Raw genomic sequence first — 22,102 nt, 5'->3', positions numbered from 1 at the left:
TTCAATAGCCCACCGACACCTGCAGAATGACACGATTGAGGACGTAATCGTTCAGTCCGGTACGCAGGGCGGCGTACTCGTCGTCGAACTGAGTCTCGTACTTTTCGAAGCTGTAGGCAAACAGCGCGGTGACCCATGCCCTGGGCTGGAACTGCACACCGAGGGATGCCGTATAGGTGCGGTCATCGCGTCCGTAATCCACGGGAAACTCGACCACCTGCGGACCCGTGGGGGTGTCCACTACCCCTGTGCCGGTGCTGGAAAGCGTCGAAAAGGACCCGAAGCTCGCCCCGAACCGGCCGACCATCGCCCAGCGTCCGGTCACGCCCAACTGCTGGGTCCCCGACAGCGACAGCACGCCGTTCTTGGTGGATTGGCCGGCGAACTGGGGGGAAACACCCACAAACCGGTTGTAGTCGAGCTTCACCAGCAGTCGTTGCGTCGGGGCGTAGGTCAGCCCGACGCCGACGGCCGGTCCACCGCCATCCCCCTGCGTATCGGCTCCCGTGAAATCCCGGGTCTCGTAGCCCACCTTGACCGTTCCGGTGATTCGCGGCGTGAAGGTGCCCCGAACGCCAAGGAATCCGCCGTATACCCAGGAATCCTCACCGGGAGGCTGCAGCGGGGACGCCGCCGAGACATCGGTATGCCCCCCGCTGATTTCCGAGAACAGGCCGATTCGTTCCGTCGGTTTGTACGTCGCCCCCACCGTGCCGCGAAGGGTCGCCTGGTTGTACAGATTGACGGCCTCCAGGTAATTGACAGCCGAATGGTTGAAGACCACGTACACGTCGGTCTTGACCGAGGAGTCGTAGGTGATTTGGTAGTTGTCCGTCCAGACCTGACGCCGGATCGGCACCCGCCGTACGACGGCGGTGCTGCCACCCAGGATCGTGTCGAGCCACGCGACGCTGTTGTAGCCGACCACGGTGAACCGCCCCAGTTCCATCCGCGCATCGAACTGGACGCGATCCTGGTTGCCGTTGAAGTCGCCGTTCTCGGTGTAGAGGATGAAGTCGTGGAAGTAGCCGAGCGACAGGGAGTTTTCCGGGTTGGCCCCATACTGAAGCTCGAATCCCGGGCTGAGGTACCACAACAGGTCCGACTCGACTCCCGCCTCGGGGGGGGTGAGGAAGGTGACGGGAACCACCTGACCGTTGATTTCACGGTCCACGGTGACCGGCCCGCCGGGCGACGGGTTCTCGGCCCCGTACAGCAGGTTGCCCCAAAATTGTGCGCTGATGTCGGCCTGCGGCTGAATCGCCAGCTTGCCGATGTTGTACGACAGAATCTGCTCGGGTTCGATGGCGCCGACAGGTCCCCCTCCGACCATGAGGGCGAGCGTGCCAAGCCCGGTCAGCCAGCGATGTTGGCGCGCCTCGTGGGCGGGTGCCGGCTGGGCCGTGACGTCGTTCTTGGAGACCATCGCTTCGTGCCACGCGCGGGCCGGAACCCTGGGGCGTCCGCCAACTCCCGGATACCCGGCAGGCGCAGCCCTGTTTGAGTGCCGGCAGGCACGCTGGAACGGAGTGTTCGAAGAACCCGTGCGTGATGTAAACCAAATTTCCGGCGACAGGGTCCACCCGGTCCGTCACGGACGGGCATCGAGTTTAGTCTTAACGCTCCCCGGGCCGCTCCCTATCCTCCGGACGTGATCCTGATCGTGATGGGCGTGTCCGGTGCCGGCAAGAGCACCGTCGGCCGCCTGCTGGCTGCGCAACTGGGCTGGGCGTTTCACGATGGCGATGATTTTCATCCGCCCGCCAACGTCGCCAAAATGAAATCGGGGACCCCCCTCGATGATGAGGATCGGAAACCATGGCTGCTGGCGATCCAGCAGCTCATGCGGGAGTGTGAGACCGCGGGCCGGTCCGCCGTGATTGCCTGCTCGGCCTTGAAGGACGCCCATCGCAGGCTTCTGCTGGCGGGTGAGCCGTGGGTGCGCTTCATTCACCTTCACGGCGATCGCGGTACTCTGGCCTGCCGGATGGCGTCGCGTCAGGGTCACTTCATGCCGCCCACGCTGCTGGAAAGCCAGTTGGCCGCGTTGGAGCCGCCGTCCGACGCGCTCGCGGTGGATATCGGTCCGGCGCCTGAGGTGATCGTCCGCTCGATTCTGGACCGCCTTGGTTTCTCTCCGGCCGTTCCTGCGCCATGATCGTTGAATTGATCACCACGGGCAGCGAACTGCTGCTCGGACGGGTGTTGAACAGCCATCAGCAATGGCTGGGGCGCCGTCTGGCCGATCTCGGGCATCCGGTGGGCCGTCAGGTCACCGTGCCCGATGGGGCTGAGGAGATCGGGGGCGCGGTGCAGGAGGCGCTTGCCCGTGCCGAACTGGTGATCACCACCGGGGGGCTTGGGCCCACCGGCGACGACCTCACGCGGGAACGGATCGCCAACCTGCTCGGCCGGCGACTGATTCACAACGCCGCGGTGGCCGGCCAAATCCGGGAGTACTTCGAATCGAGGGGGCGGGCGATGCCCCCGGCCACGCGGGTCGAGGCCATGGTGCCGGAGGGGGCACGGGTGCTGGTCAACCACCACGGTACCGCTCCCGGTCTGGTTCTCGAGATCCATCCCAACCCGTTCCGGGCCGACGGCCGGGCCGCCTGGCTGGTGATGCTGCCGGGGCCGCCACGGGAGTTGCATCCCATGTTCGACGACGAGTTTGTGCCCCTGTGGTCCGGAGCCTTCCCCCCCGGCGATGGTTTTTTCACCCGCACCCATCGGACCACGGGCCTGGGGGAATCGCTGATGGAGGACCGCCTCCGAATCCCGTTCGCCCCGCTTGTGGCCCGGGGGTTGGAACTCGGCTACTGCGCCCGCGTGGGGGAGGTGGACGTGCGATTCGCCGCCCGTGGCCCGGGAGCGGTGACGCTCGTTGAGGAAGCGTCCGGACTCCTCAGGCGGCACGCTGGAGAGCTGATCTATGGCACCGACGACGACACCCTGGAGTCCGTCGTCGTTCGCGAATTGGCCCACCGGTCGCTGACCGTGGCGGTCGCGGAATCCTGCACCGGAGGCCATGTGGCCAACCGCCTGACCAACATCCCCGGGGCCTCGGCGGTATTCCGCGCGGGCTACGTGACCTACGCGAACGAGGCGAAGGAGTCCGCCCTCGGGGTCCCGCACGCTTGCCTGGCGGCACAGGGTGCCGTCAGCGAACCGGTGGCACGCGCCATGGCGGAGGGAGCCCGCCTCCGTGCGGGGGCCGACTTCGGACTGAGCCTTACAGGCATCGCGGGCCCGGACGGGGGTTCCGACGACAAGCCGGTCGGCACCGTTTTCATCGGTCTCGCCGATGCCCGGGGCACCACGGTGATCCGGCGGAACAACCGCTTCGACCGCGAAACGTTCAAGTTCGCCAGCGCCCAGCAGGCTCTCGACGTCCTCCGCCGCCGGGTGTGCGGCCTGCCTCCGTTGGGTGACCGGGTCTGAGCTTCAGGGACGCGGGACGCGATCGGCGAGCCCGGAGTTTGCGTCGGCCGCCGGCACCCGACAGACTCCCCGCCGCCAACATGGGCGTCGAATTCAAGGACTACTACGAAATCCTCGGGGTGCCGCGCACCGCCAGCGCCGAGGACCTCAAGAAGGCGTTCCGCAACCTGGCCCGGCGCTATCATCCCGATGTCGCCAAGGACAAAAAGGTGGCCGAGGAGAAGTTCAAGGAGATCAACGAGGCTTACGAGGTCCTCGGCAATCCGGAGACCCGCGGCAAATACGACACTCTCGGAGCCCAGTGGAAGCAGGGTGCGGACTTCCAGCCGCCGCCCGGATGGAATGGCGGTGGCCGGGGGGCTGGCCGGCACGGCACGGGACCCGAATTCGAGTTCGGGGGCACCGGCTTCAGCGAGTTTTTTGAGCAATTGTTCGGAGGCCGGGGCGGGTTTGCGGCAGGAGGGGAGCCCGGACGCGCCCGCCGCGGCGCGGACGTGGAGGGGGAGATCGCCGTCACGCTCGATGAGGTCCTGAAGGGCTCGGTGAGGACCATTACGCTTCGGGCGAGCGACCCGCGCACCGGAGGGGACACCTCCCAGACCTTCAAGGTCCGGGTCCCGGCCGGTGTGCAGGACGGTCAGGCGATCCGGGTCACCGGCAAGGGTGGTGGCGGCCACGGCGGTGCCGCTTCGGGCGACCTCTACCTGCGCGTCCGCATCGTATCGCATCCCGACTTTCGGGTGACTGGCGCCGACCTGGAGACGGACCTTGATCTTGCCCCATGGGAGGCGGCCCTGGGCGCCACGCTGCCTGTGCCAACGCTCGAGGATCCGGTCACCATCCGCATCCCACCAGGCTCAAGTCCCGGGCAGCGGCTGCGGGTGCGCGGACGCGGCCTGCCCCGCGGCGCCTCCGGGGAGCGCGGCGACCTGCATGTCGCCCTGAATGTCGTCTTTCCACGCGAGCTCTCCGAGGAGGAGCGGAACCTCTGGTCCCGCCTGGCTGCCGTGTCGCGGTTCCAGCCGCGCGACACCGCCGGCTGACCCGCTTCAGGCATACCGGTCGGGATTCAGGAGTGAGAGATCGTGACCGGGCGGTGCTCCGGTAATCAGGCTGGAGACGATCCGTCCAGTGACCGGGGCCAGGCTCATGCCGATCATCGCGTGGCCGGTGGCGATCACCACGTTCGGCCAGCGGGCGGTGCGTCCCAGATAGGGCAGACCGTCGGGCGAACACGGTCGGAGTCCGCACCATGGCGTGAGGTCCTCGAAGTCGCCGGGAAGGAACTCCGGGAAATAGGTGGTGGCGGCGCGGACAATCCCGCGGATGCGTGCCCGGTTGATCCGCTCGTCGAGTCCCCCGATTTCCATGGTGCCCCCGAAACGGACGGCGCCGCCCATCGGCGTGACTGCAACCCGCGCCTCGGTGAGAATCGAACTCCGGGACGGCATCTGGCGCGGATGGGGCAGCGTGAGGCTGTATCCCTTGCCGGCTTGCATGGGAATGCGCAGATCGAATCCGCGGGCCAGGGCCTCCGACCAACTGCCGCCCGCGATGACGCATTCATCGGCCTCGACTTCGGATCCATCGGCCAGCCGCAACGCCACCACCCGCCCGTTGGCGGTCCGGGGACCGGAAATGCCGCCGGTGCCCCAGAGAAATTGCACTCCCAGACGCCCGGCTTCGGCTTCCAGTGCCGCCATGAATCGCCCGGGTTCGAGATGGCAGTCCCCCGGGTAGTATACCGCCCCCGTCACCTGCATGGTGACCTCGGGGTCGAGGTTCGCCGCTCCCCGCGCGTCCAGCACCTGCACCGGAATCCCGAGCGCCTCCGCCTGGGCGGCGGCCGCCCCCTCTTCCTCAAGACCATGGGGGGTCTGACAGAGCATCAACAGGCCCCGTCGGGTCAGTCCGAATTCTCCCACCGGCAGGGACTGCAATTCCTCGTACAGGGCCCGGCTTTCCAGATGCAGATCGCGAAGCACGGGCGTGGCGCACCGGACCCGTTCGGGTGTGGAGGCCCTCCAAAACCGGTAGCCCCACGACAGGAGGCCGAGGTTGAGGCGGGGTTGCACAAAAAACGGTGACTCAGGATTCCACAGCCAGCGGAGCCCGAGCGCCACCATTCCGGGCGCCGCCAGCGGCACAAAGTGGCTGGGCACGATCAGGCCCGCATTGCCGAACGAACATCCCCCCCGCGGCGGGGCCGACCGCTCGACCACGGTCACCGCGTGTCCCGCCCGTGCGCAGAAGTACGCCGTGCATAATCCAATGACTCCGCCCCCGACGATAACCACCCGTTTCGATGTCTTCATGAACAGGGCGGACGGCCCTCCAGCAGGCCTCCGATGCGCAGGAACGATTCGCCGGCAAATTCCATTGTCGGTTGGATCGTACCGGGACCCTGGGCCTGGCGGAAGCCGGCAGCGATCGGGTCCCCAACCTGGGTGGCTCTGTCCCGGGCTCAGTTGGGAGGCGGGTGGCGGCGGGGCGTCGGATCGCGCGACCTGGCCCGTGGGGGACCGCTTCAACGAGACGCGACACCCCCCGCCGAACCCCTTGCCCGCACTCCGGCGTCGCGGCAGCCTTGCCCCATGCACTTCCTCCGTCGCCTCCGGTTCGCCGCCGCACTGATTCCCATCGTCGCGTTGGGCGTGGATGATTATCCGCTGGGTCCCGACTCGACGACGCGTGGGTCCGGCATTCCCGTCGGGCGCGTGGAGTCCTTCACCTTTGCCGACTCCAGAATCTTCCCGGAGACGCGTCGCGCCGGATGGGTGTACATCCCTGCCCAATACGATCCCGCCAGCCCCGCCGCGCTGATGGTGTTTCAGGACGGGCACGCCTACGTGTCCACCAATGGCCAGCAGCGCGTTCCGGTCGTGCTCGACAATCTCATCGCACGGGGCGAGCTGCCGGTGATGGTGGCCGTTTTCGTCAATCCGGGGCACCGCGGGGAAGACGGTCCCGCAGCCGACGGCTGGGGCAACCGCAACAATCGCAGCTTCGAATATGATTCCCTCGGAGGGGACTACGCACGCTTCCTGGTGGAGGAATTGCTACCCTATGTCACCAACCGGTACGGGCTCAATCTCAGCACCGACCCCGAACGGCGCGGCATCGCCGGCATGAGCAGCGGCGGCATCTGCGCGTGGACCGTGGCCTGGGAGCGTCCGGACCAGTTCCGGAAGGTGCTGTCCCAGATCGGCAGCTTCACCAACATTCGCGGGGGCCACGTGTACCCGGCCCTCATTCGCAAGACCGAGCGGAAGCCGGTGCGGGTCTTCCTCCAGGACGGCAGCAATGACCTCAACAACCTTCATGGCAACTGGCCGCTGGCCAATCAGCAGATGGCCAGTGCGCTTGCCTTTGCCGGTTATGATTTCCGGTTTGAGTTTGGGGACGGCGGCCACAACGGCCGGCACGGCGGCGCCATTCTCCCCGAGGCCCTGCGATGGTTGTGGCGTGCGGAGTCCGCAAACCCGCCAAAACCGGAGACCCGTGACAATCTCGCGGGGGACGAGGCCCTCTCCAAGCTGCTGCCGGACGGCGGAAATCCCGGGGACTGGGAGCTGGTGGCCGACGGCTTCGGGTTCACCGATGCCGCGTGCAGTGACGCCGAGGGCAACTTCTACTTCAGCGATTTGGGCAACAACATCCTGTACCGCCTTGGCGTCGGGGAATCCCGGCCGGTGGCCTGGCTGGAGGGCGGGCCCAAGGTGAGCGGACACCAGTTTGGCCCCGACGGCCGCCTCTACGCGGCCACGCAGGGCGACGCCCGGGAAAAGCGGATCGTGGCCATGGATCCCGGGACCGGGGGGGTGGAGGTCATCGCCACCGACGTGCAGCCCAACGACCTCGTGGTGTCACGGGCCGGGTTCATCTATTTCACCGACACCGGTGCCGGCCAGGTGGTACGGGTCCCCATCACCGCGCGATCCCTGTCGCGTCCGGCCCCGGTGGCCGGTGGCATCAACAAGCCCAACGGCATCGCCTTGAGCCCCGACCAACGCACCCTCTACGTCAGTGAATATGGCGGCACCAATGCCTGGACCTTTCTCGTGGATGCCTCGGGCAACCTGACGGGTGGCGAGCGCAGCCTGGAACTCCGGAGTCCGGTGGGACGTTCCGACAGCGGCGGGGACGGCATGACCGTGGACGCCGCCGGGCGCCCGTGGATCACCAGTCATGCGGGCATTCAGGTGTTTGACACACAGGGCCGGTTGGGCGGTGTGGTGTCGCGTCCCCAGGACAAGGCGACGGTCAGCTGCGCCTTTGCGGGGCCCGGCCGGGCCTACCTGTATGTCTGCAGCAGCGATGGCGTGTTCCGCCGCAAGACCCTGGCCACCGGCGCCGGGATCAATCCTCCGTGATCTCAAGGAGGCGCCGCTCGAGCCGTGCGGTGTGTTCCTTCAGCGCCGGGGCACTTAGGTCCCGGGGCACCCATTCGGGGGCGCCGGCGATGACCGCGCAGTGAGCGAACGGCATCGGAATCTGGAAGCCGTCCCAGCTGGGCAGCACGCGTTTCCGGCTGAAGTTCAGCGCAATGGGGACGAGGGGGAGTCCGGTGTGCTGGGCCACGGCAATGGCTCCGGGCAGCACGCGATACCGCGGCCCGCGCGGGCCGTCGGGCGTGACGGCAATGTCGTGCCCTTCGCGGGCCAGGGTGATCATTTCCGACAACGCCGCCGCGCCGCGGCGACTGGAGGATCCGCGGACCGCCCGCACTTCGAACAGCTCAAGAATGCGCGCCGCAATCGCGCCATCGCGACTGGCGCTGGCCAGCGCGGCCAGGCGTCGTCCGGGACCCATCATGCCGAAGTAACGCCGGTAGACCTCGGGCGCGAGCAACTGGCGGTTGTGCCAGATGGCGAACACGGCGTGCTGCCGGGTGCCCGGCCCGAACAGCCCCGAGCGGTCTTCGAACCGCCAGCGCAGGGTCCGGCTGACGGATAACGCCACCAGCCAGGCAAAACGCGCGACGAGACGTCCTCCGGTCGTCGGGGGATGCGGCGTGGTGGGGGTTGCCGGGCGCCGCCGGGCAGCACTGGACGCTTCCATGGTCATCCCGGCCGTTTCAGGCAGGCCCTCAGAAGCTGCTCCACCGTGGCCCCGTCGCCCAACATGGCGATGGCAGCGCGTGCCGCGGTCAGCGCCTCGGCGGGCTTGAATCCAAGCGACACCAGCGCCGCCACCGCGTCGTTCAACCGCGGATCGCCGCCCGGCATCACCCCCGATGCCCCGGCGGCAGCCGATGGAACCGCTCCTCCGCCAAATCCCCCCAGCTTGTCCTTCAGTTCAACCACGATCCGTTCCGCCGTCCGGCGTCCGACACCCGGGATGCCCGCGAGGGCCTTGAAATCGCCGGACGCCACCGCTCCGGAGAACCCGCTCACGCTCATGCCGCTGAGGACATTGAGCGCCAGTTTTGGGCCGATGCCGGACACCGTGTGGATCAGCAGACGGAACAGATCCCGCTCCGGGGCCGTGAGAAAACCGTACAACTGGTGGGCGTCCTCGCGGATCGCCAGGTGGGTCAACAGGTGAACGTCCTTGCCAGGCGCCGGCAGACGTTCGAAGGACGACAATGGGATCAGCACCTCGTAGCCCACGCCGTGGACCGCCACCGTAACCTGGGTGGGATGCGCCTCGACCAGAGTGCCATGCAAAAAGGTGATCATTTCCCTGCGACGCCGTCAGCCTGAGCCACAGAATCCGAAAGGGGAAGGATGTCGCTGGCGGCGGACGCCGCCGCCAGGCGGGCGAACCGGCGCGGTTTCCGTCGGACATTGAACGACGGAGTGATTTGGGTAGGGTCGCGACATGACACGTCATTGTCATCGCTGTGGCTGGGAATGGGCGTTTCGCGACCTGCCAGGACGCAGCGAAACCTGTCCCCAGTGTCGTGCCGACCTGAGGGTCTGTCTGAATTGTGCCTACTATGACTCAAGATCAGCCCACCAGTGTCGCGACGGCAGAGCCGACCCGGTGGAAGCGAAGGAGCAGGCCAATTTCTGCGAGTACTTCGATTTTGCGCTGCGCTCCTGGAATACTCCGGGGGTCAATCCGCGGGCGGATGAAGCCCGGGCGACACTGCGCAGCCTGCTCGGGGACTGAGCTTTGACAACGCAGGAGCGTCGGTCGCGCGTGCTGTATCGGTCCGGTCCGGGGCTCCGTGGGTCTTTCGTTACGGATCGCGGTTCCGATTCGCCCATCGTTCACTCCCCCTCCTCGTCCTGCGCGGAAATCCGGGGCACACCCGCCTTCCTCCCCACAGCATCGCCATGTCCAGGCATCCGCTCGAAGGCCGCGTGATGCGTGGGAATGCCCCGGGCGCGGAACTCCCGCTCGAAATCGGTTTCCAAGACCTCCAAGTCGGGTGGGACGGTGGTCGGGCCGAATTCCGGCAAGCCTGCAAACGCCTCCAGGATCGCCTCGAAGTAGCCCGCGTGATCGGTCCGCAGATACACCTGACCTCCGGGGCCCAGAGCGGCGGCTGCCAGCAGCGCAAACGAACGGTTGACCAATCGTCGCTTCCAGTGACGCCGCTTGGGCCACGGATCGGGAAAGTACACATGCAGCACGTCCAGACCACCCGGCGGCATCATCCATTCCAGTGCGTAGGCCGCCTCCAGACGAAGACAACGCACATTCTGCAGTCCCGCGCGACGGGCCTTGCGGTCCAGTTTCCTCAGACGACCCAGCAACCGCTCAACCCCGAGGAAGTTGCGCCCGGGGTGTGCCGCGGCGCGTTGGGCGAGGAAGGAGCCGTCACCGGCCCCGAGCTCCATCTCGACCGGGTTCGCATTGCCGAAGACCGCCCGGAGGTCCAGCCGCTGCATGATGTCGGGACGCAGGATCCAGTCGGTGTCCGCGTCGGGCAGACGGGTTCCGGGCAGCAGCATAAGATCGCGCGGGGGAATCCGGCGGCAGTCAGTCCCGGACCAGCAGGCCGAGGGACGCCGTGTAACCATGGAGGCAGTTGTGTCCGCCGACCGGGCCGATTTCGCCGTTGCAAAAAAATCCGGCAACCGGCAGCGGTCCCAACTGCTCCTGGATCAGCCCGGCGTCGTGGTTGGGGCGCCCGAAGAGCCGGCGGCCACGACCGTTGCACACGCTCAGGAGGCCGCCGTACACGGTGAGCCCGTGGATGCGGCCCCGTGTCTCCTCAAGGCAGGCCGCGAGGTCTGCAGCGGCGGTGGCAGCGTCGCGGCGATGGAACTGGATCGTCTGCCCGGTGCGGGGCACCGCCCCGACGGCCAGGATGCCCCGGTCCTGGTCGGCCCCAAGGAGGTTTCGGACCAGAAAATCGCCGGGACCAAACTCCTCCCGATATTCGTTGCTGGCGAAACCCACAAACAAGTTGTGTTGGGCGCGGGCCTGGTCGGACTCAGACAGGCCGTTGAAGGTGTCGCGCAGCACGCTGTACGCCGGGCGGTTGGCGATGGTGAGGATCAGGTTCCGGTCGGCCTTGGTGATCGTCCACGGCGCTCCAATCGGCGTGCACCCCTGGGAGACCATCGTCTCCAGGCGCACGTCCCCGCCCACGGCCACGGCGACACCGCCCTCCTCGAAGACCTTGCCGTCCAGGTACACCTGGGTCCGCCGGGGTTCGAACAATCCGCTGGCAAGACCGCCCACCACGGGTTTGCCGGGATACCCGTCGTTCCACGATTGGAGCCACGCCTCGGGATCCAGGTGAAACGGGTCGGCGAAGGCAATCCAGCCCCGGACGGTGGCCGCCGCGATCCCGGTGCGTCCGGGCCAGGAAATCCCGGACGGCAGGGTCTCAAGATCCTCCTGCTCGAAGCGGGTGATCTGGAGCCGGGCATCGGGCAGGTGGAACAGTTGCAGGACAATGCCGGCCTGGTCCTCAAGTTCCTCGCCGTTGGCGATGAGGCTCTGGCTGGAGCAGCCGGCGAGCAGGGGGATCCGGGCGTGGACGCGGAGAAGCTCCAGCACCTCGGAGGCCATTTCAAAGAACTGGGGTGTCATGAACACCAGTCCGAGGGAGACCGAGGGGGCATCGAGACGGGCGCGCGTCGCCTCCGCCCAGCGGCGGACACGCGTCTCATCCCATTCCCCGGCGAAATGGGCCGTCACCGAGTACCGGTTCCTCATGCGGCCAACGTAGTGAGACCCATTCCCGCTGCAAGGAAGCACCGGAGCGTGTTCAACGGCGACGGCTCCAGAAGAGGTCCTGCCATTGTTTCTGCTTCTCGCCCGCCTCCCGCAGGAAGGGCGCCAGGGCGCCCCAGCGAAGCAGGCGCTCGTTGATCCAGCGCCACGGCTGGCGGAGGGGACGGGCGAAGTCCACGAACAGCACCACCCGGTAGCCGTCGGTGTCATTCCACACCTCGTGATTAAAGGTGTCGTCAAAGATGAACGCCTCCCCCTCGCGCCACGTGTAGAAATCATTCCCGACGCGGATCCTCACCCGCTCACGGGGCTCGGGGACCATCAATCCCAGGTGCAGCCGCAGGATCCCGTTCCACGCCCCGCGGTGCGCCGGGATGTGTTTGCCCGGGTACAGGATGCTAAAAAATGCGGTGGTCATGCCCGGGATCCGGCCGAGCAGACGCATCGTCTCCGGGCAGCGCTTCGCGTTCTCCGAGCAGTCCATGCCGATGCCGGCAAGAAAGAAGGTCTTCCAGTGATGGTCGGACTGGATGGCCCCGACCTCCTTCAGGATGTCCTGGAAGCTGGGCATTTGGTCCCGGAACACCATGACCGCATCCAGCTCCTTCCTCACCGCGCCCCACTCCCGCTCAATCGCCGCCGCCCACGGAAAGTCACGGCTGTCATAAATGTGCGGATCCCCGAGGGGCGAGGCCGCGGCAAGGCGGTTTTCGAGCCAGTGCTGCAGGGTCAGGCCCAGGCGCTGAAGCCCGTTGCGATCCGTGCGCAGCGTGTGGCGACGGTGACGCAGGTCGTTCGACGGAGCGGGCGTCACGGACGCTTCCGGCGCTGCCGGTGTGGATGCGGAAACAGTGGTCATGTACAGGACGATTGGGACGGAGGCTCGGGCAAGCCGCCGTCGGATTCCCAATCGTAACAAAACCCCCGCACGGTGAACAAGATCCTGGGTGTTGCCCGGCGCATCGCGCCAATCCCGGGGGACTTCCGGGACCGTTCACGGTGACGCCGCGCCCGTGCAGGATGGACCGTGGGTTCCCGCCGTTCGCAGCCCGGGATTTTTCCGGGGAGTGACTTGACGGTGGCATGCCGGGCGGGGGACGGTCGGGTTTCCGGGCGCTCATTTTTGGAGCCTGGACCGGGTCCGTCAGCGGGTGCTGGCGGAGGTGATTGGTGATGGTCGGGCCGCCATCCCCCAGTGCCTGGCATTGTCCCCGTTCAGTGGCCCCATCCCGAGACCGACGCCATGTCCGATTTCTTCCAGACTGGAGCCATTGCGACGCTCCACCGGCTGGGTCCCACCAACCTGGCGCGGCTCGAGTCCGAGCTTTGTGAATTTGCAAAGGACACGCCGATCGCCCTGGTCCTGCCCTGCCATGTCCGCGAACTCGGAACACCCGCACTACGCAACATCCTCAAGGAACTTCGCGGTGCGAAGTATCTGCGGGAGATTGTCGTGGGCATTGACGGTGCAACCCCCCGGGAATGGCGGCGGGCCCGCAAAATCTTCAGCATTCTGCCCGAACCGCCGGCGCTTCTTTGGAACAACGGCCCGCGCATGCAGCGGATCTTCGAGCAACTCCAGGAGGCCGACCTCGATATCGGGCCGACGGGGAAGGGGCGGAACGTCTGGACCTGTTTCGGCTACGTGCTGGCCAATGAGCGGTCCGCCATGGTCGCGTGTCATGACTGCGACATCACGACCTACAACCGGGAGCTGCTGGCCCGTTTGTGCTATCCGGTGGCCCATCCCCACCTCGGGTTCGATTTTTGCAAGGGGTATTCGGCGCGGTACACCCACCGGCTCCACGGGCGGGTCATGCGGCTTCTGTTCACCCCGCTGATGCGCTCCCTGGAGTCCATTCTCGGGCTCCAGCCCCTGCTCGTCTATCTCGACACCTTCCGCTATCCGCTGTCGGGGGAGATGTGCCTGGACCTCGACCTCGTGCGCCGGGTGCGGGTGCCATCGGACTGGGGCCTCGAGGTGGGCATGCTCGCCGAGGTGTTCCGCAACTCCGCCGCACGGGCCATCTGCCAGAGCGAACTCACCGAGCGCTTCGACCACAAGCATCAGGAACTGTCCATCCGCGATCCCGAAAAGGGGCTCAACAAGATGGCGGTGGACGTGACCAAGACGATCTTTCGCGTGATGGCTGCGGAGGGGATCAAGCTGGACGCCGGACTGTTCGACACCCTGCTCAGCGCCTTTGTGCGGAAGGCCGAGGACACCCTCCGTCACTACAATGCCGACGCCGCGATCAACGGGCTGGTCTACGATCGCCATGAGGAAGAGCAGGCGGTGGCGACCTTCGCCAAGAGCGTCCGGATGGCGGCCCGGGGCTTCACGAACGATCCCCTGGGCACGCCGCTGATTCCCAACTGGAACCGTGTGCAGTCCGCGCTTCCCAACCTCATGGAGGAGTTTCGCGAAGCGGTCCGGTTGGACAACGCGTAGCCCTTCGGTCCCCCCATGCCCGCTTTCCTGGAGCCGCTGCTGATCTCCGTGTACGGCGAGACGGCCTCCCGGCGGCTGCTGCCGCAGATCGGGCGGCTCATCGAGCATTGGCGCCCGCGCCTCGCCACCCTGCCGGCCGCCCGGGCGCGAGCGCCCCTTGGGGAGCGGGATGTGGTGCTCATCACCTATGCGGACCAGATCCGGGAATCCGGCGTGGCGCCGCTCCGGACCCTCGCAGAATTCGCGGCGTGCCACCTGCGCGGCGTTGTTCAGGGCATCCACCTGCTGCCGTTTTATCCGTGGTCCTCCGATGACGGCTTCTCGGTGAAGGACTACCGCGCCGTGGATCCCGCGTGTGGGGAGTGGGAGGATGTCGCCCGGATCGGCCGCGAGTTTGACCTGATGCTGGACGCGGTTTTCAACCACCTTTCCGCGGGCAGCCGGTGGTTCGAGCAGTTCCTGGCAGGCGATCCGGAGTTTGAGGATTTCTTCGTGACGGTCGAGGGCGAGCCGGACCTGTCCCAGGTGGTGCGTCCTCGGGCGCTGCCGTTGATCACGGAGTTTGAGGGCGCGTCGGCGCGGCACCGGGTTTGGACGACGTTCAGTGCGGACCAGGTGGATTTGAATTTTCGGAACCCGAAGGTCCTGCTCGCGGTGCTGGACGTGCTGCTGTTTTACGTCAGCCAGGGTGCCCGATACGTCCGGCTGGACGCCATTGCCTTCCTCTGGAAGGAGATCGGCACCTCTTGCATTCACCGGCCGGAGACCCATGCGATCATCCGGTGTTTCCGCTCGGTGCTTGCCGATGTGGCCCCCGGCGTCCGGCTGATCACCGAGACCAATGTGCCGCATGCCGACAACATCGCGTACTTCGGTGACGGCACCGATGAGGCGGATCTGGTGTACAACTTTGCCCTCCCCCCGCTCGTGTTGCACAGCCTGGCCACGGGAGACGCGTCGGATCTCAGCCGCTGGGCCGCCGCGCTCCGGTTGCCGGACGGCGATGTCACCTTCTTCAATTTTCTGGCCTCTCACGACGGCATCGGACTCAACCCCGTACGTGGCCTCCTGTCCGACGGCGCGATCGGGTCGCTGGTGGACCGCACCATGAGGCATGGAGGCCTGATCTCGCTGAAGCATCTCCCGGACGGCTCCACCGCGCCGTACGAGATGAACATCAATTACTTTGATGCCCTGTCGGATCCCGGGGGCCGCGAGCCGCTGGAGCTCCAGATCCGCCGCCACCTTTGCGCCCATGCCATCCAGCTTTCCCTCGCGGGTGTCCCTGGAATCTACGTCCATTCCCTGTTGGGTTCCCGGGGCGACCGTGCGGCGGCGGACGCCACCGGCATCGCCCGCCGGATCAACCGGGAGCGTCTTGTGCGCGGTCCGCTGGAGGCGGCACTGGCGGATCCGGAAAATCTTCGGCACCGCGTCTTCCGGGCGATGTGTGGCCTGATCACCGAGCGCGGCCGGCGACCGGCATTTGCACCCGCGTCGAGCCAGGCGGTTCGCGATCTGCATCCCCAGGTCTTTGCCGTGGAGCGCCGGTGTCCGCGCACGGGTTCAACCGTGCTTGCCCTGCACAACGTGGGCGTCACCCCGGTGACATTGGAGGCTCCCGGCGTCCCGCAACGAGTGACGTTGGGCGCATACGAACACCTCTGGATGGACCACCCGGACTCCACGGTGGCTCCCCGCGCAGGCGCATAGGCGGCTACGATCCCACACGCTCCAGGGCTGCCCAGCGTTCGTAGAGCCGTGCCACCCCGGCTTTTGCGTCTTCCAGTTCGGACAGCATTGCCGGCACCTCTGCGGCGCGCGTGGTGTACGTCGCCGGGTCATCGAAGGTTGCCTCCAGTGTTCGCACCCTGGTTTCGGCCTCGTGGATTGCCGCTTCAATGCCCTCGAGTTCCCGCTGCTCCTTGAAGGTCAGCTTGCGGGGCTTTGGCGGCACCGGACCGGGGGGCGTCCGAAGCGGTGGCGACGTGGCGGTCCGTGGGGTGGCCACCGGAGCGACTGCCCTCGCCTGCTGGTCGCGGTCCTTCTTCTTCTCGAGGTAATAGGAGTAGTTGCCCTGCTGGATGACGAGACCGTCGTCCTCGAAGGCCACAACCTGGTCGCAAATCCGGTCGAGGAAATACCGGTCGTGGCTCACCACCAGTACGGCGCCGTCGAAGCGCACGAGGGCCTCCTCCAGCATCCGAAGGCTTGGGAGATCGAGGTCGTTCGTGGGTTCATCAAGGACCAACAGATTGCCGCCGCGCTTGAGCACCTTGGCCAGCATCAGGCGGGCCCGTTCCCCGCCGGACAGCTTGCCGACGACCTCGTGAACCCGGTCGTCGGCAAACAGGAAGCGGCGCAGATAGCCCCGGACGCTCAGGCCTTTGCCGCCGAACATCACGGTTTCATCGGCGTCCGCGATCTCCTCCAGGACGGTTTTGGCGGGATCCAGCTGCATCCGCACCTGGTCAATGTAATTGAAGATCACCTTCTTCCCGATGCGCACGTCGCCCTCGTCCGCCGGGCGTTCCCCGAGACACAGCCGGAGCAGGGTGGTCTTGCCCACGCCGTTGCGACCGATGACGCCTGTGCATTGTCCGGCCCTGAGCGAAACGGTGAGATCGCGAAACAGCCAGCGGTCCGGGCCGTCCCCGGGAACCCTCGCGCCGGCGCCGGTGAGTTCGACGCCCACATTCCCCATGTCGGGCGCCGGCGGGATCAGGAGGTCCATTTCGCGCTCCTCCGGCGGCGCCTCCATGCCGGCGGTGGCGTAGTAGGTGTCCAACCGGTGCCGGGCCTTGGACCGCTGGGCCCGCACCCCGGCCTTCACCCATTCGAGTTCCGCGCGGAGAAAACGCTGACGCCGGCGTTCGGACTGTCCGGTGATTTGCTGGCGCAGGGATTTCGCCTCAAGGAATGCGGTGTAGTTCCCGGGGTGGGAGAAGACCCGTCCGTCCGAAAGCTCCATGATCCGCGTGGCAATCACGTCGAGAAAATAGCGGTCATGGGTCACGAAGATGACCGCCCCGGGGAAGTTCCGGAGACAGTCCTCCAGCCACCGGATGGACTCCGCATCGAGATGGTTGGTGGGTTCATCCAGCAGCAGCAGGTCGGGTTGCGCGGCCAGCGCACGACACAGGGCGACCCGGCGCTTTTCGCCGCCCGACAAGCGGCCCACCAACGAATCCAGCGGGGCCACGCCCAGTGCGCTGGCCTCGGCACGGATGCGTGACTCCAGGTTCCATCCGTCGGCATGCTGGATCTTCTCGAGCAACTCCGAGAGCGCTGCATCGGAACCGTCGCCCTCCTCGTAGCGCCGCAGCCATCCGATGAGGTCGGAGGCGCCAGCCTCAATGTTCTCCCGGACGGTCCGGGTGCCATCCAGTTCAAATTCCTGCGGCAGGTAACCGACCCGCAGTCCCCGGCGGCGTGAAATCTCCCCCGAGTCGGCCTCCTGTTCGCCGGAAAGGATCTTCAACAGGCTGGTCTTGCCGCAGCCATTCCGGCCGACAAGCCCCACTTTTTCGCCCGGGGCGACGGCCAGGGTGACGCCCGCGAGCAGCACCTGGTGCCCGTAGGCCAGGGTCAGTTCGTTGGCGGACAGCAGCGACGGGTTGGCGGCACGCATCAGACCTCCAGTTGGACGGACCCCGCATCGCCTGTCGAGTGGCGAGACGCGCGGTTTGGACTCCCCGGGCCCTGCGAGGTGACCGGAAATACCGTTTGACCGGGTTTTCGGCGCCTCGCTAGGTTTGCCGGCTCCGAGCACTTCGGTTTTCCCGCCATGTTTGGCACAATACGAAAGCACCAGCGTTGGCTGTGGGTGGTGATCATTGCGTTTGTGATCGTCTCCTTCGTCTTCTTTTTCAGTCCCAACCAGAGCCTGGGAAGGGGGGGCGGCTCCGCGACCCGCGGCGTCGTGGACGGCAGGCCGGTCAGCGACTCCGAATTGCGGACACAACTGCATCTTGCCGACCTGAGCGGCTACCTCCGCTTTGGGGAGGCCTACCGGTCGGGACAGGCGGCCCGGATGGGCTTCAATCGCAAGCAGGAACTCGCAAAACGGCTCCTGATCGAAACCCGGCGCCGGGAGCTCGGCATCGAGGTAAGCGACGAGGCTGTCGCCCAATGGATCCGTGCATACCTCCGCGACCCTCAGACCGGCCAGTTCAATTACAACGCCTTCATCCAGAATTCCCTCCGGCCCGCCGGCTTCACGGAGGCGGATTTCGTGAGTTTCGTCCGGCAGGAGGTCGCCCTGCAGCAGCTGGAACGGCTCATGAGCGTGCCGGGACGCCTGGTGACCCCGCAGGAAGCCGAGGACGAGTTTCGCCGGGTCAACGAGCGGTTTGACGTCACCGTCGCGTCCTTCCCTTCGTCCAACTTCCTGGCATCGGTCGTGGTGGACGATGCCGCCCTGGGGATGTTCTTCACCAACCGGCTCGCCGAATACCGGATTCCGGAACGCGCGACCCTGACCTATGTGCGCTTCGCGACGACGAACCACCTGGTCGAGGCGGAGGAATTCATCGCGGGAAGGCCGGAGGTCGCGGGGCAGGTGGAGCAACTCTACCAGCAACGGGGCGCCGATGCGTTTCGGGACGATGCCAACAACGTCCTTGGCAAGGAGGCCGCCCTCGAGAAGATCCGGGAAAATTTCGTGCGACAGGTGGCCGGCCAGATTGCGCTCAGCAACGCGGTCGTTTTTGCCAATGAGCTCGGCCAGATGGAGCCGGTCGCGGCGTCCAACCTCGCCGTCCTTGCCGCCGCGAAGGAGCTCTCCGTCGAGACCACCCCGCCGTTTCCCGAGGGCGGGCGTCCCTTCGGATTGGAGGACATCCGGGATCTGGCGTCCGCCATGGGCCGGATAGGCCCGGACCAGCCGTTCACGCCGCCCATGGAGGGCGCGCGCGGGGTCGTGGTCGCTGCGCTCACCGAGCGCATTCCCAGCACGATTCCGCCGTTGGAGTCCATCCGGTTGCGCGTGGAAAGCGATTTCCGGGAAGTGCAGTCCGCGGTGGCCGCCCGAACTGCCGGTCAGGAATTCTTTGTCGCGGCTTCGGGCGCCCTCGCCGACGGGAAATCCCTGGAGGATGCCGCCTCCGGGCAGCCGATACGCCTTGCGGAGGTCTCCTTCACGCTGAGCTCGCCGGCCATACCCGGCCTCGAATCGAGCCTCAATCCGGCGCTCGTGAAACAGGTCGCCTCGACCAACGCGGTGGGCTCGCTTTCGTCGTTCATCCCCACCGAACGGGGGGGCTTCCTGTTGCGGGTCCGCGAGCGTCGGGCCGTGGAGGACGAACTGACCCGGGCCGCGCTCAATGGATTTCTTGCCGAGCAACGTCAGGCGCGGGAGGAGGACGCCTTCCGGGTGTGGTTTGCCGACCAGATGAAGCAGTCGGGGATCGCAACCCTGGTGGAAAACCTCCCGCTGTGACATGAAGCCGGCGCCGCCGGTCATCCGACTCTCGGCGCCGGCGCACGGTCTGTCGTGGGCGGTGCCGGTGTTGTACGAGGACGAACACCTGCTGGCACTGGACAAGCCGGCCCGGCTCCTTAGTTCGCCCGATCGCTATGACCCGGCGAGACCGAACCTGATGCGCCTGCTGCACGAGGGTGTGGCCGCGGGCCGGCCGTGGGCCGCGTCCCGGGGCCTCACCTATCTCGCCAATGCCCATCGCCTCGACTTTGAGACGACCGGGGTGTTCCTCCTCGCAAAATGCCGCGATGCCCTCGTGGTGCTGGCCAACCATTTCGGATCCGAGATTCCCAAGAAGTACTACGTGGCGCTGGCTCAGGGCCGCCCGGCTGCGGAAACGTTCTCGGTTGAGAAACCGCTTGCCGCCGACCGGTATCATCCGGGCCTCATGCGGATCGCGCGCCACGGCAAGAAGTCGGCAACCGAATTCCGGATCCTGGAATCGTTCCCCGGCCACACCCTGCTGGAGGCGCAGCCGCATACGGGGCGCACCCATCAGATCCGTGTGCATCTAAAACACGCAGGCCTGCCCATCCTCGGCGACCGCACTTATGGAGGCGGGCTCCTTTATCTGTCCTCGCTCAAGCCGGGCTACCGCCAGCGTCCCGCGGTGCCGGAGCGCCCGTTGATTGCCTCGATGGCCCTGCATGCGTGGCGGCTGGAGTTGCCGCACCCGGTCACCGGCGGCGCGCTTTGCATTGAAGCCCCATGGCCGCGAGAACTGCAGGTCGCCCTGAAGTATCTCCGACGATTTGCCTCGATTCCGGCGTGAACCATGGCGGCCGGCCCCGCGGCTCAGCGACCCACCGGAACGTAGTATCGCTCCTCGATGTTCATCTCCGGATAGAACTCCAGATTCAGCGAGCCCGCGGGGTTGAGGCTGTATTCCCGCACCTTCACCCTCGGACGGCCGCCACCCTGCGGAGCGCAATCCACGCCAAGGCAGATCCGGGTCACGTTGTTTCCGCCGCGGGATTTCATGAAGAACCAACCGTCCACCTCGTCTCGCGGAAAGCCGCCTTCCACCCGGCCCGAGAACTCCAACTGGGGAACGTAGCCGTCTTCCGGAGCGGACGGCGGGCACTCCGAGCCCGGCTGCAGGCCGCCATCGGGAACGGACAGCACCACCCTCCAGTCGAACCACGCCCGGTTGCGCTCCCAGCGAACGGGGCCGGTCTCCGCCGCGACCACCAAGTCCACCCCGGACTCCTCCGGACCCACGGCCCGCTGCCCCATCAGGTCCAAATGCACCCGGTCCGAGTCCTCAGCGAGGCGAAACTCCATGCGCTCCCGATGAACCAGCGGAACGGGCGGCCCACGCTTGATCAGCCGAAACAACACCGGACGCTCCGGGTCGGGGCGGTGATACGCCCGGTCGGACGGATTGGCATACTCAAAACCAATGACCCCCCAGCGGCATCGGCGATAGCCGTCCTTCTCCACGGAAATGCTGATGCCCTTTCCCGTCTTGCCCAGCAGCTGAAAGCGCCCCTGAGAATCCGTTTCCACCCAGGTTTCGCTGGTCCCCTCGACCGACAGATCGGACCAGACAAGACGAACCTGTGCGCCCGGGACTGGATCATCATGGTCATCCAATACGATTCCCCAGAAGCTGATCGGCTGACGCCAGTCATAGAACCGGTCCTTCACAGAATTCTCAAAATATCTCAAGAACTCTGGATCCTCAAGCGATTCGCGTCGCGCGTTCCTGTCGTTCCACTCGCGCTGAAACTCTTCATCGAGGATTTCGGGAATCCGGGGTGAAGGCGTATTTGAAGCGAGTCCCCGCGTCATCGCCGCAGGGCCGCGTGATGCACCAGGGAGGATTCGAGGATGAGCTGAGGAATATCTCCATATCAGAAAGCATGCAATAACCACCAACGCGAATTTAAAAAGTACCGTAGCAGCTTTTCCGTATATCATGTTATTATTCTTCAAGTTTGACGGCGACACCTCGGAAGAAGACCATCGTCTCCTGAAACGTCTTCGTGAACTGACCGCTATGATCACTTCTTGTCCTATCGAAGGAGAACTGTTCCAAATTAATCTGAGTGCTTTGTGAAAACGGACCACGGGTCGCCGGCTCCGCCCCCAGCGCTCTGGTCCTGGACCGAGCGATGAAGGCCAGGGTCTCATGAGGATCCGTCACTGGCCGAAGCAGCTTTATTGCCGAAGCGCGGATGCCGAGATACCCCTGAAACAGACTTGAGGTCGGCATCACCTTTATCCACAGATAGCCCCTCCCGAAGTTGCCATCCGGAAGATGGGGTTTCAGTGTCTGGTTCTTGATCCAGTTTGCATCAATGGTGTTGAACGCAAACGAGCCTGTTTGGAGCGCAAAATCAAATGAATTATAATAGTTAATCGCCTCGCCTGAAGCCCCAATCAAGAAGCCGCGATAGCCCCCGTGAGGAAAATAGGGATCGGGGGTCTTGAGTTGTGTCGGTGCCAGCGCTTCTGCACGGAGCAGTTCCTGCTGGTCGAGGTTTGGATTGAGGTCAAACATGCCGGCCGGCGTTGCGCTTTGAAAGTAGAGCGTTCGCGAAGGCTGGATGCCCTGACGCAGGGCGCTGGCGACCACCATGCCA

Annotated in this window: 19 protein-coding genes; 9 read left to right on the top strand and 10 right to left on the bottom strand. The window is 66.0% G+C overall.

Going from position 1 to position 22,102, the window contains the following annotated elements; translation table 11 throughout:
• Window position 1 precedes the first annotated feature (1 nt).
• Window positions 2-1,426 carry an outer membrane beta-barrel protein gene (locus KF791_07285; protein MBX3732384.1) on the bottom strand — a complete coding sequence of 475 codons (1,425 nt, stop codon included), beginning with the start codon at window positions 1,424-1,426 and terminating at the stop codon, window positions 2-4.
• Window positions 1,427-1,666: 240 nt separating this feature from the next.
• Between KF791_07285 and KF791_07280 the strand changes: the two genes are divergently transcribed.
• From KF791_07280 to KF791_07270, 3 genes are all read left to right on the top strand, one after another.
• The gene (locus tag KF791_07280) at window positions 1,667-2,158 is read left to right on the top strand and encodes a gluconokinase (protein MBX3732383.1); all 492 of its coding nucleotides are present in this window, start codon (window positions 1,667-1,669) and stop codon (window positions 2,156-2,158) included.
• Window positions 2,155-3,441 carry a competence/damage-inducible protein A gene (locus tag KF791_07275; GenBank protein ID MBX3732382.1) on the top strand — a complete coding sequence of 429 codons (1,287 nt, stop codon included), beginning with the start codon at window positions 2,155-2,157 and terminating at the stop codon, window positions 3,439-3,441. The genes KF791_07280 and KF791_07275 overlap by 4 nt, the downstream gene beginning before the upstream one ends.
• Before the next feature lie 80 nt (window positions 3,442-3,521).
• Window positions 3,522-4,484, top strand: coding sequence for a J domain-containing protein (locus KF791_07270; GenBank protein ID MBX3732381.1), 963 nt, complete (start codon window positions 3,522-3,524; stop codon window positions 4,482-4,484).
• 6 nt (window positions 4,485-4,490) lie between these two features.
• Here the strand turns inward: KF791_07270 and KF791_07265 are convergent, their stop codons facing one another.
• A complete protein-coding gene (locus KF791_07265; protein ID MBX3732380.1) occupies window positions 4,491-5,756 on the bottom strand; it encodes an FAD-dependent oxidoreductase in 1,266 nt (421 codons plus the stop codon).
• Between the two features lie 279 nt (window positions 5,757-6,035).
• Here KF791_07265 and KF791_07260 point away from each other — a divergent pair, with 279 nt between their 5' ends.
• The gene (locus tag KF791_07260; protein ID MBX3732379.1) at window positions 6,036-7,814 is read left to right on the top strand and encodes an SMP-30/gluconolactonase/LRE family protein; all 1,779 of its coding nucleotides are present in this window, start codon (window positions 6,036-6,038) and stop codon (window positions 7,812-7,814) included.
• Here the strand turns inward: KF791_07260 and KF791_07255 are convergent.
• Both KF791_07255 and ruvA read right to left on the bottom strand, forming a co-directional pair.
• Window positions 7,801-8,502, bottom strand: a complete 702-nt coding sequence (locus KF791_07255) for a lysophospholipid acyltransferase family protein (GenBank protein MBX3732378.1) — start codon at window positions 8,500-8,502, stop codon at window positions 7,801-7,803. The two genes, KF791_07260 and KF791_07255, sit on opposite strands and share 14 nt — an antisense overlap.
• Window positions 8,503-8,504: 2 nt before the next feature.
• On the bottom strand, window positions 8,505-9,122 hold the full coding sequence (gene ruvA / locus KF791_07250; GenBank protein ID MBX3732377.1) for a Holliday junction branch migration protein RuvA: 618 nt from the start codon (window positions 9,120-9,122) through the stop codon (window positions 8,505-8,507).
• 142 nt (window positions 9,123-9,264) lie between these two features.
• Here ruvA and KF791_07245 point away from each other — a divergent pair, with 142 nt between their 5' ends.
• Window positions 9,265-9,558 carry a hypothetical protein gene (locus KF791_07245; GenBank protein MBX3732376.1) on the top strand — a complete coding sequence of 98 codons (294 nt, stop codon included), beginning with the start codon at window positions 9,265-9,267 and terminating at the stop codon, window positions 9,556-9,558.
• A gap of 101 nt (window positions 9,559-9,659) precedes the next feature.
• On the opposite strand, the gene trmB is transcribed toward KF791_07245, so the two are convergent.
• From trmB to KF791_07230, 3 genes are read right to left on the bottom strand one after another with little or no spacing between them, the layout of a single operon-like run.
• Entirely contained in the window at window positions 9,660-10,346 is a 687-nt protein-coding gene (gene trmB / locus KF791_07240) for a tRNA (guanosine(46)-N7)-methyltransferase TrmB (GenBank protein ID MBX3732375.1), read from the bottom strand.
• Window positions 10,347-10,374: 28 nt separating this feature from the next.
• Window positions 10,375-11,562 (bottom strand): FIST C-terminal domain-containing protein, encoded by a 1,188-nt coding sequence (locus KF791_07235; protein ID MBX3732374.1) that lies wholly within the window; start codon window positions 11,560-11,562, stop codon window positions 10,375-10,377.
• Between the two features lie 52 nt (window positions 11,563-11,614).
• Entirely contained in the window at window positions 11,615-12,439 is an 825-nt protein-coding gene (locus tag KF791_07230) for an aspartyl/asparaginyl beta-hydroxylase domain-containing protein (GenBank protein ID MBX3732373.1), read from the bottom strand.
• A 384-nt stretch (window positions 12,440-12,823) separates the two neighbouring features.
• On the opposite strand from KF791_07230, the gene KF791_07225 reads away from it, so the two are divergent.
• Window positions 12,824-14,032 carry a glycosyl transferase gene (locus KF791_07225; protein MBX3732372.1) on the top strand — a complete coding sequence of 403 codons (1,209 nt, stop codon included), beginning with the start codon at window positions 12,824-12,826 and terminating at the stop codon, window positions 14,030-14,032.
• A 15-nt stretch (window positions 14,033-14,047) separates the two neighbouring features.
• Window positions 14,048-15,745 carry a sugar phosphorylase gene (locus KF791_07220; protein MBX3732371.1) on the top strand — a complete coding sequence of 566 codons (1,698 nt, stop codon included), beginning with the start codon at window positions 14,048-14,050 and terminating at the stop codon, window positions 15,743-15,745.
• A gap of 4 nt (window positions 15,746-15,749) precedes the next feature.
• Here the strand turns inward: KF791_07220 and KF791_07215 are convergent, their stop codons facing one another.
• Entirely contained in the window at window positions 15,750-17,663 is a 1,914-nt protein-coding gene (locus KF791_07215) for an ABC-F family ATP-binding cassette domain-containing protein (GenBank protein ID MBX3732370.1), read from the bottom strand.
• A gap of 156 nt (window positions 17,664-17,819) precedes the next feature.
• Between KF791_07215 and KF791_07210 the strand changes: the two genes are divergently transcribed.
• Both KF791_07210 and KF791_07205 read left to right on the top strand, forming a co-directional pair.
• Window positions 17,820-19,472 (top strand): SurA N-terminal domain-containing protein, encoded by a 1,653-nt coding sequence (locus tag KF791_07210; protein MBX3732369.1) that lies wholly within the window; start codon window positions 17,820-17,822, stop codon window positions 19,470-19,472.
• Between the two features lies 1 nt (window position 19,473).
• Complete coding sequence (locus KF791_07205) at window positions 19,474-20,286, top strand: RNA pseudouridine synthase (protein ID MBX3732368.1); 813 nt, start codon at window positions 19,474-19,476, stop codon at window positions 20,284-20,286.
• Between the two features lie 23 nt (window positions 20,287-20,309).
• Here KF791_07205 and KF791_07200 read toward each other — a convergent pair whose 3' ends face one another.
• Both KF791_07200 and KF791_07195 read right to left on the bottom strand, forming a co-directional pair.
• Window positions 20,310-21,308, bottom strand: coding sequence for a carboxypeptidase regulatory-like domain-containing protein (locus tag KF791_07200; protein MBX3732367.1), 999 nt, complete (start codon window positions 21,306-21,308; stop codon window positions 20,310-20,312).
• A 133-nt stretch (window positions 21,309-21,441) separates the two neighbouring features.
• Window positions 21,442-22,102: hypothetical protein (locus KF791_07195; GenBank protein ID MBX3732366.1), on the bottom strand; the 661-nt coding region annotated here is incomplete at its 5' end.

The organism is Verrucomicrobiia bacterium, assembly GCA_019634635.1.
Classification (GTDB): Bacteria; Verrucomicrobiota; Verrucomicrobiia; order Limisphaerales; family UBA9464; genus UBA9464.
Note: the sequence above shows the minus strand (reverse complement) of the source record. Positions and strands in the feature narration are given on the sequence as shown.

Excerpts from the sequence above, each read along its gene's own strand:
- KF791_07285 (MBX3732384.1), bottom strand. The coding sequence starts at position 1,426 with ATGGTCTCCAAGAACGACGTCACGGCCCAGCCGGCACCCGCCCACGAG.
- KF791_07280 (MBX3732383.1), top strand. The coding sequence starts at position 1,667 with ATGGGCGTGTCCGGTGCCGGCAAGAGCACCGTCGGCCGCCTGCTGGCT.
- KF791_07275 (MBX3732382.1), top strand. The coding sequence starts at position 2,155 with ATGATCGTTGAATTGATCACCACGGGCAGCGAACTGCTGCTCGGACGG.
- KF791_07270 (MBX3732381.1), top strand. The coding sequence starts at position 3,522 with ATGGGCGTCGAATTCAAGGACTACTACGAAATCCTCGGGGTGCCGCGC.
- KF791_07265 (MBX3732380.1), bottom strand. The coding sequence starts at position 5,756 with ATGAAGACATCGAAACGGGTGGTTATCGTCGGGGGCGGAGTCATTGGA.
- KF791_07260 (MBX3732379.1), top strand. The coding sequence starts at position 6,036 with ATGCACTTCCTCCGTCGCCTCCGGTTCGCCGCCGCACTGATTCCCATC.
- KF791_07255 (MBX3732378.1), bottom strand. The coding sequence starts at position 8,502 with ATGGAAGCGTCCAGTGCTGCCCGGCGGCGCCCGGCAACCCCCACCACG.
- ruvA (MBX3732377.1), bottom strand. The coding sequence starts at position 9,122 with ATGATCACCTTTTTGCATGGCACTCTGGTCGAGGCGCATCCCACCCAG.
- KF791_07245 (MBX3732376.1), top strand. The coding sequence starts at position 9,265 with ATGACACGTCATTGTCATCGCTGTGGCTGGGAATGGGCGTTTCGCGAC.
- trmB (MBX3732375.1), bottom strand. The coding sequence starts at position 10,346 with ATGCTGCTGCCCGGAACCCGTCTGCCCGACGCGGACACCGACTGGATC.
- KF791_07235 (MBX3732374.1), bottom strand. The coding sequence starts at position 11,562 with ATGAGGAACCGGTACTCGGTGACGGCCCATTTCGCCGGGGAATGGGAT.
- KF791_07230 (MBX3732373.1), bottom strand. The coding sequence starts at position 12,439 with ATGACCACTGTTTCCGCATCCACACCGGCAGCGCCGGAAGCGTCCGTG.
- KF791_07225 (MBX3732372.1), top strand. The coding sequence starts at position 12,824 with ATGTCCGATTTCTTCCAGACTGGAGCCATTGCGACGCTCCACCGGCTG.
- KF791_07220 (MBX3732371.1), top strand. The coding sequence starts at position 14,048 with ATGCCCGCTTTCCTGGAGCCGCTGCTGATCTCCGTGTACGGCGAGACG.
- KF791_07215 (MBX3732370.1), bottom strand. The coding sequence starts at position 17,663 with ATGCGTGCCGCCAACCCGTCGCTGCTGTCCGCCAACGAACTGACCCTG.
- KF791_07210 (MBX3732369.1), top strand. The coding sequence starts at position 17,820 with ATGTTTGGCACAATACGAAAGCACCAGCGTTGGCTGTGGGTGGTGATC.
- KF791_07205 (MBX3732368.1), top strand. The coding sequence starts at position 19,474 with ATGAAGCCGGCGCCGCCGGTCATCCGACTCTCGGCGCCGGCGCACGGT.
- KF791_07200 (MBX3732367.1), bottom strand. The coding sequence starts at position 21,308 with ATGACGCGGGGACTCGCTTCAAATACGCCTTCACCCCGGATTCCCGAA.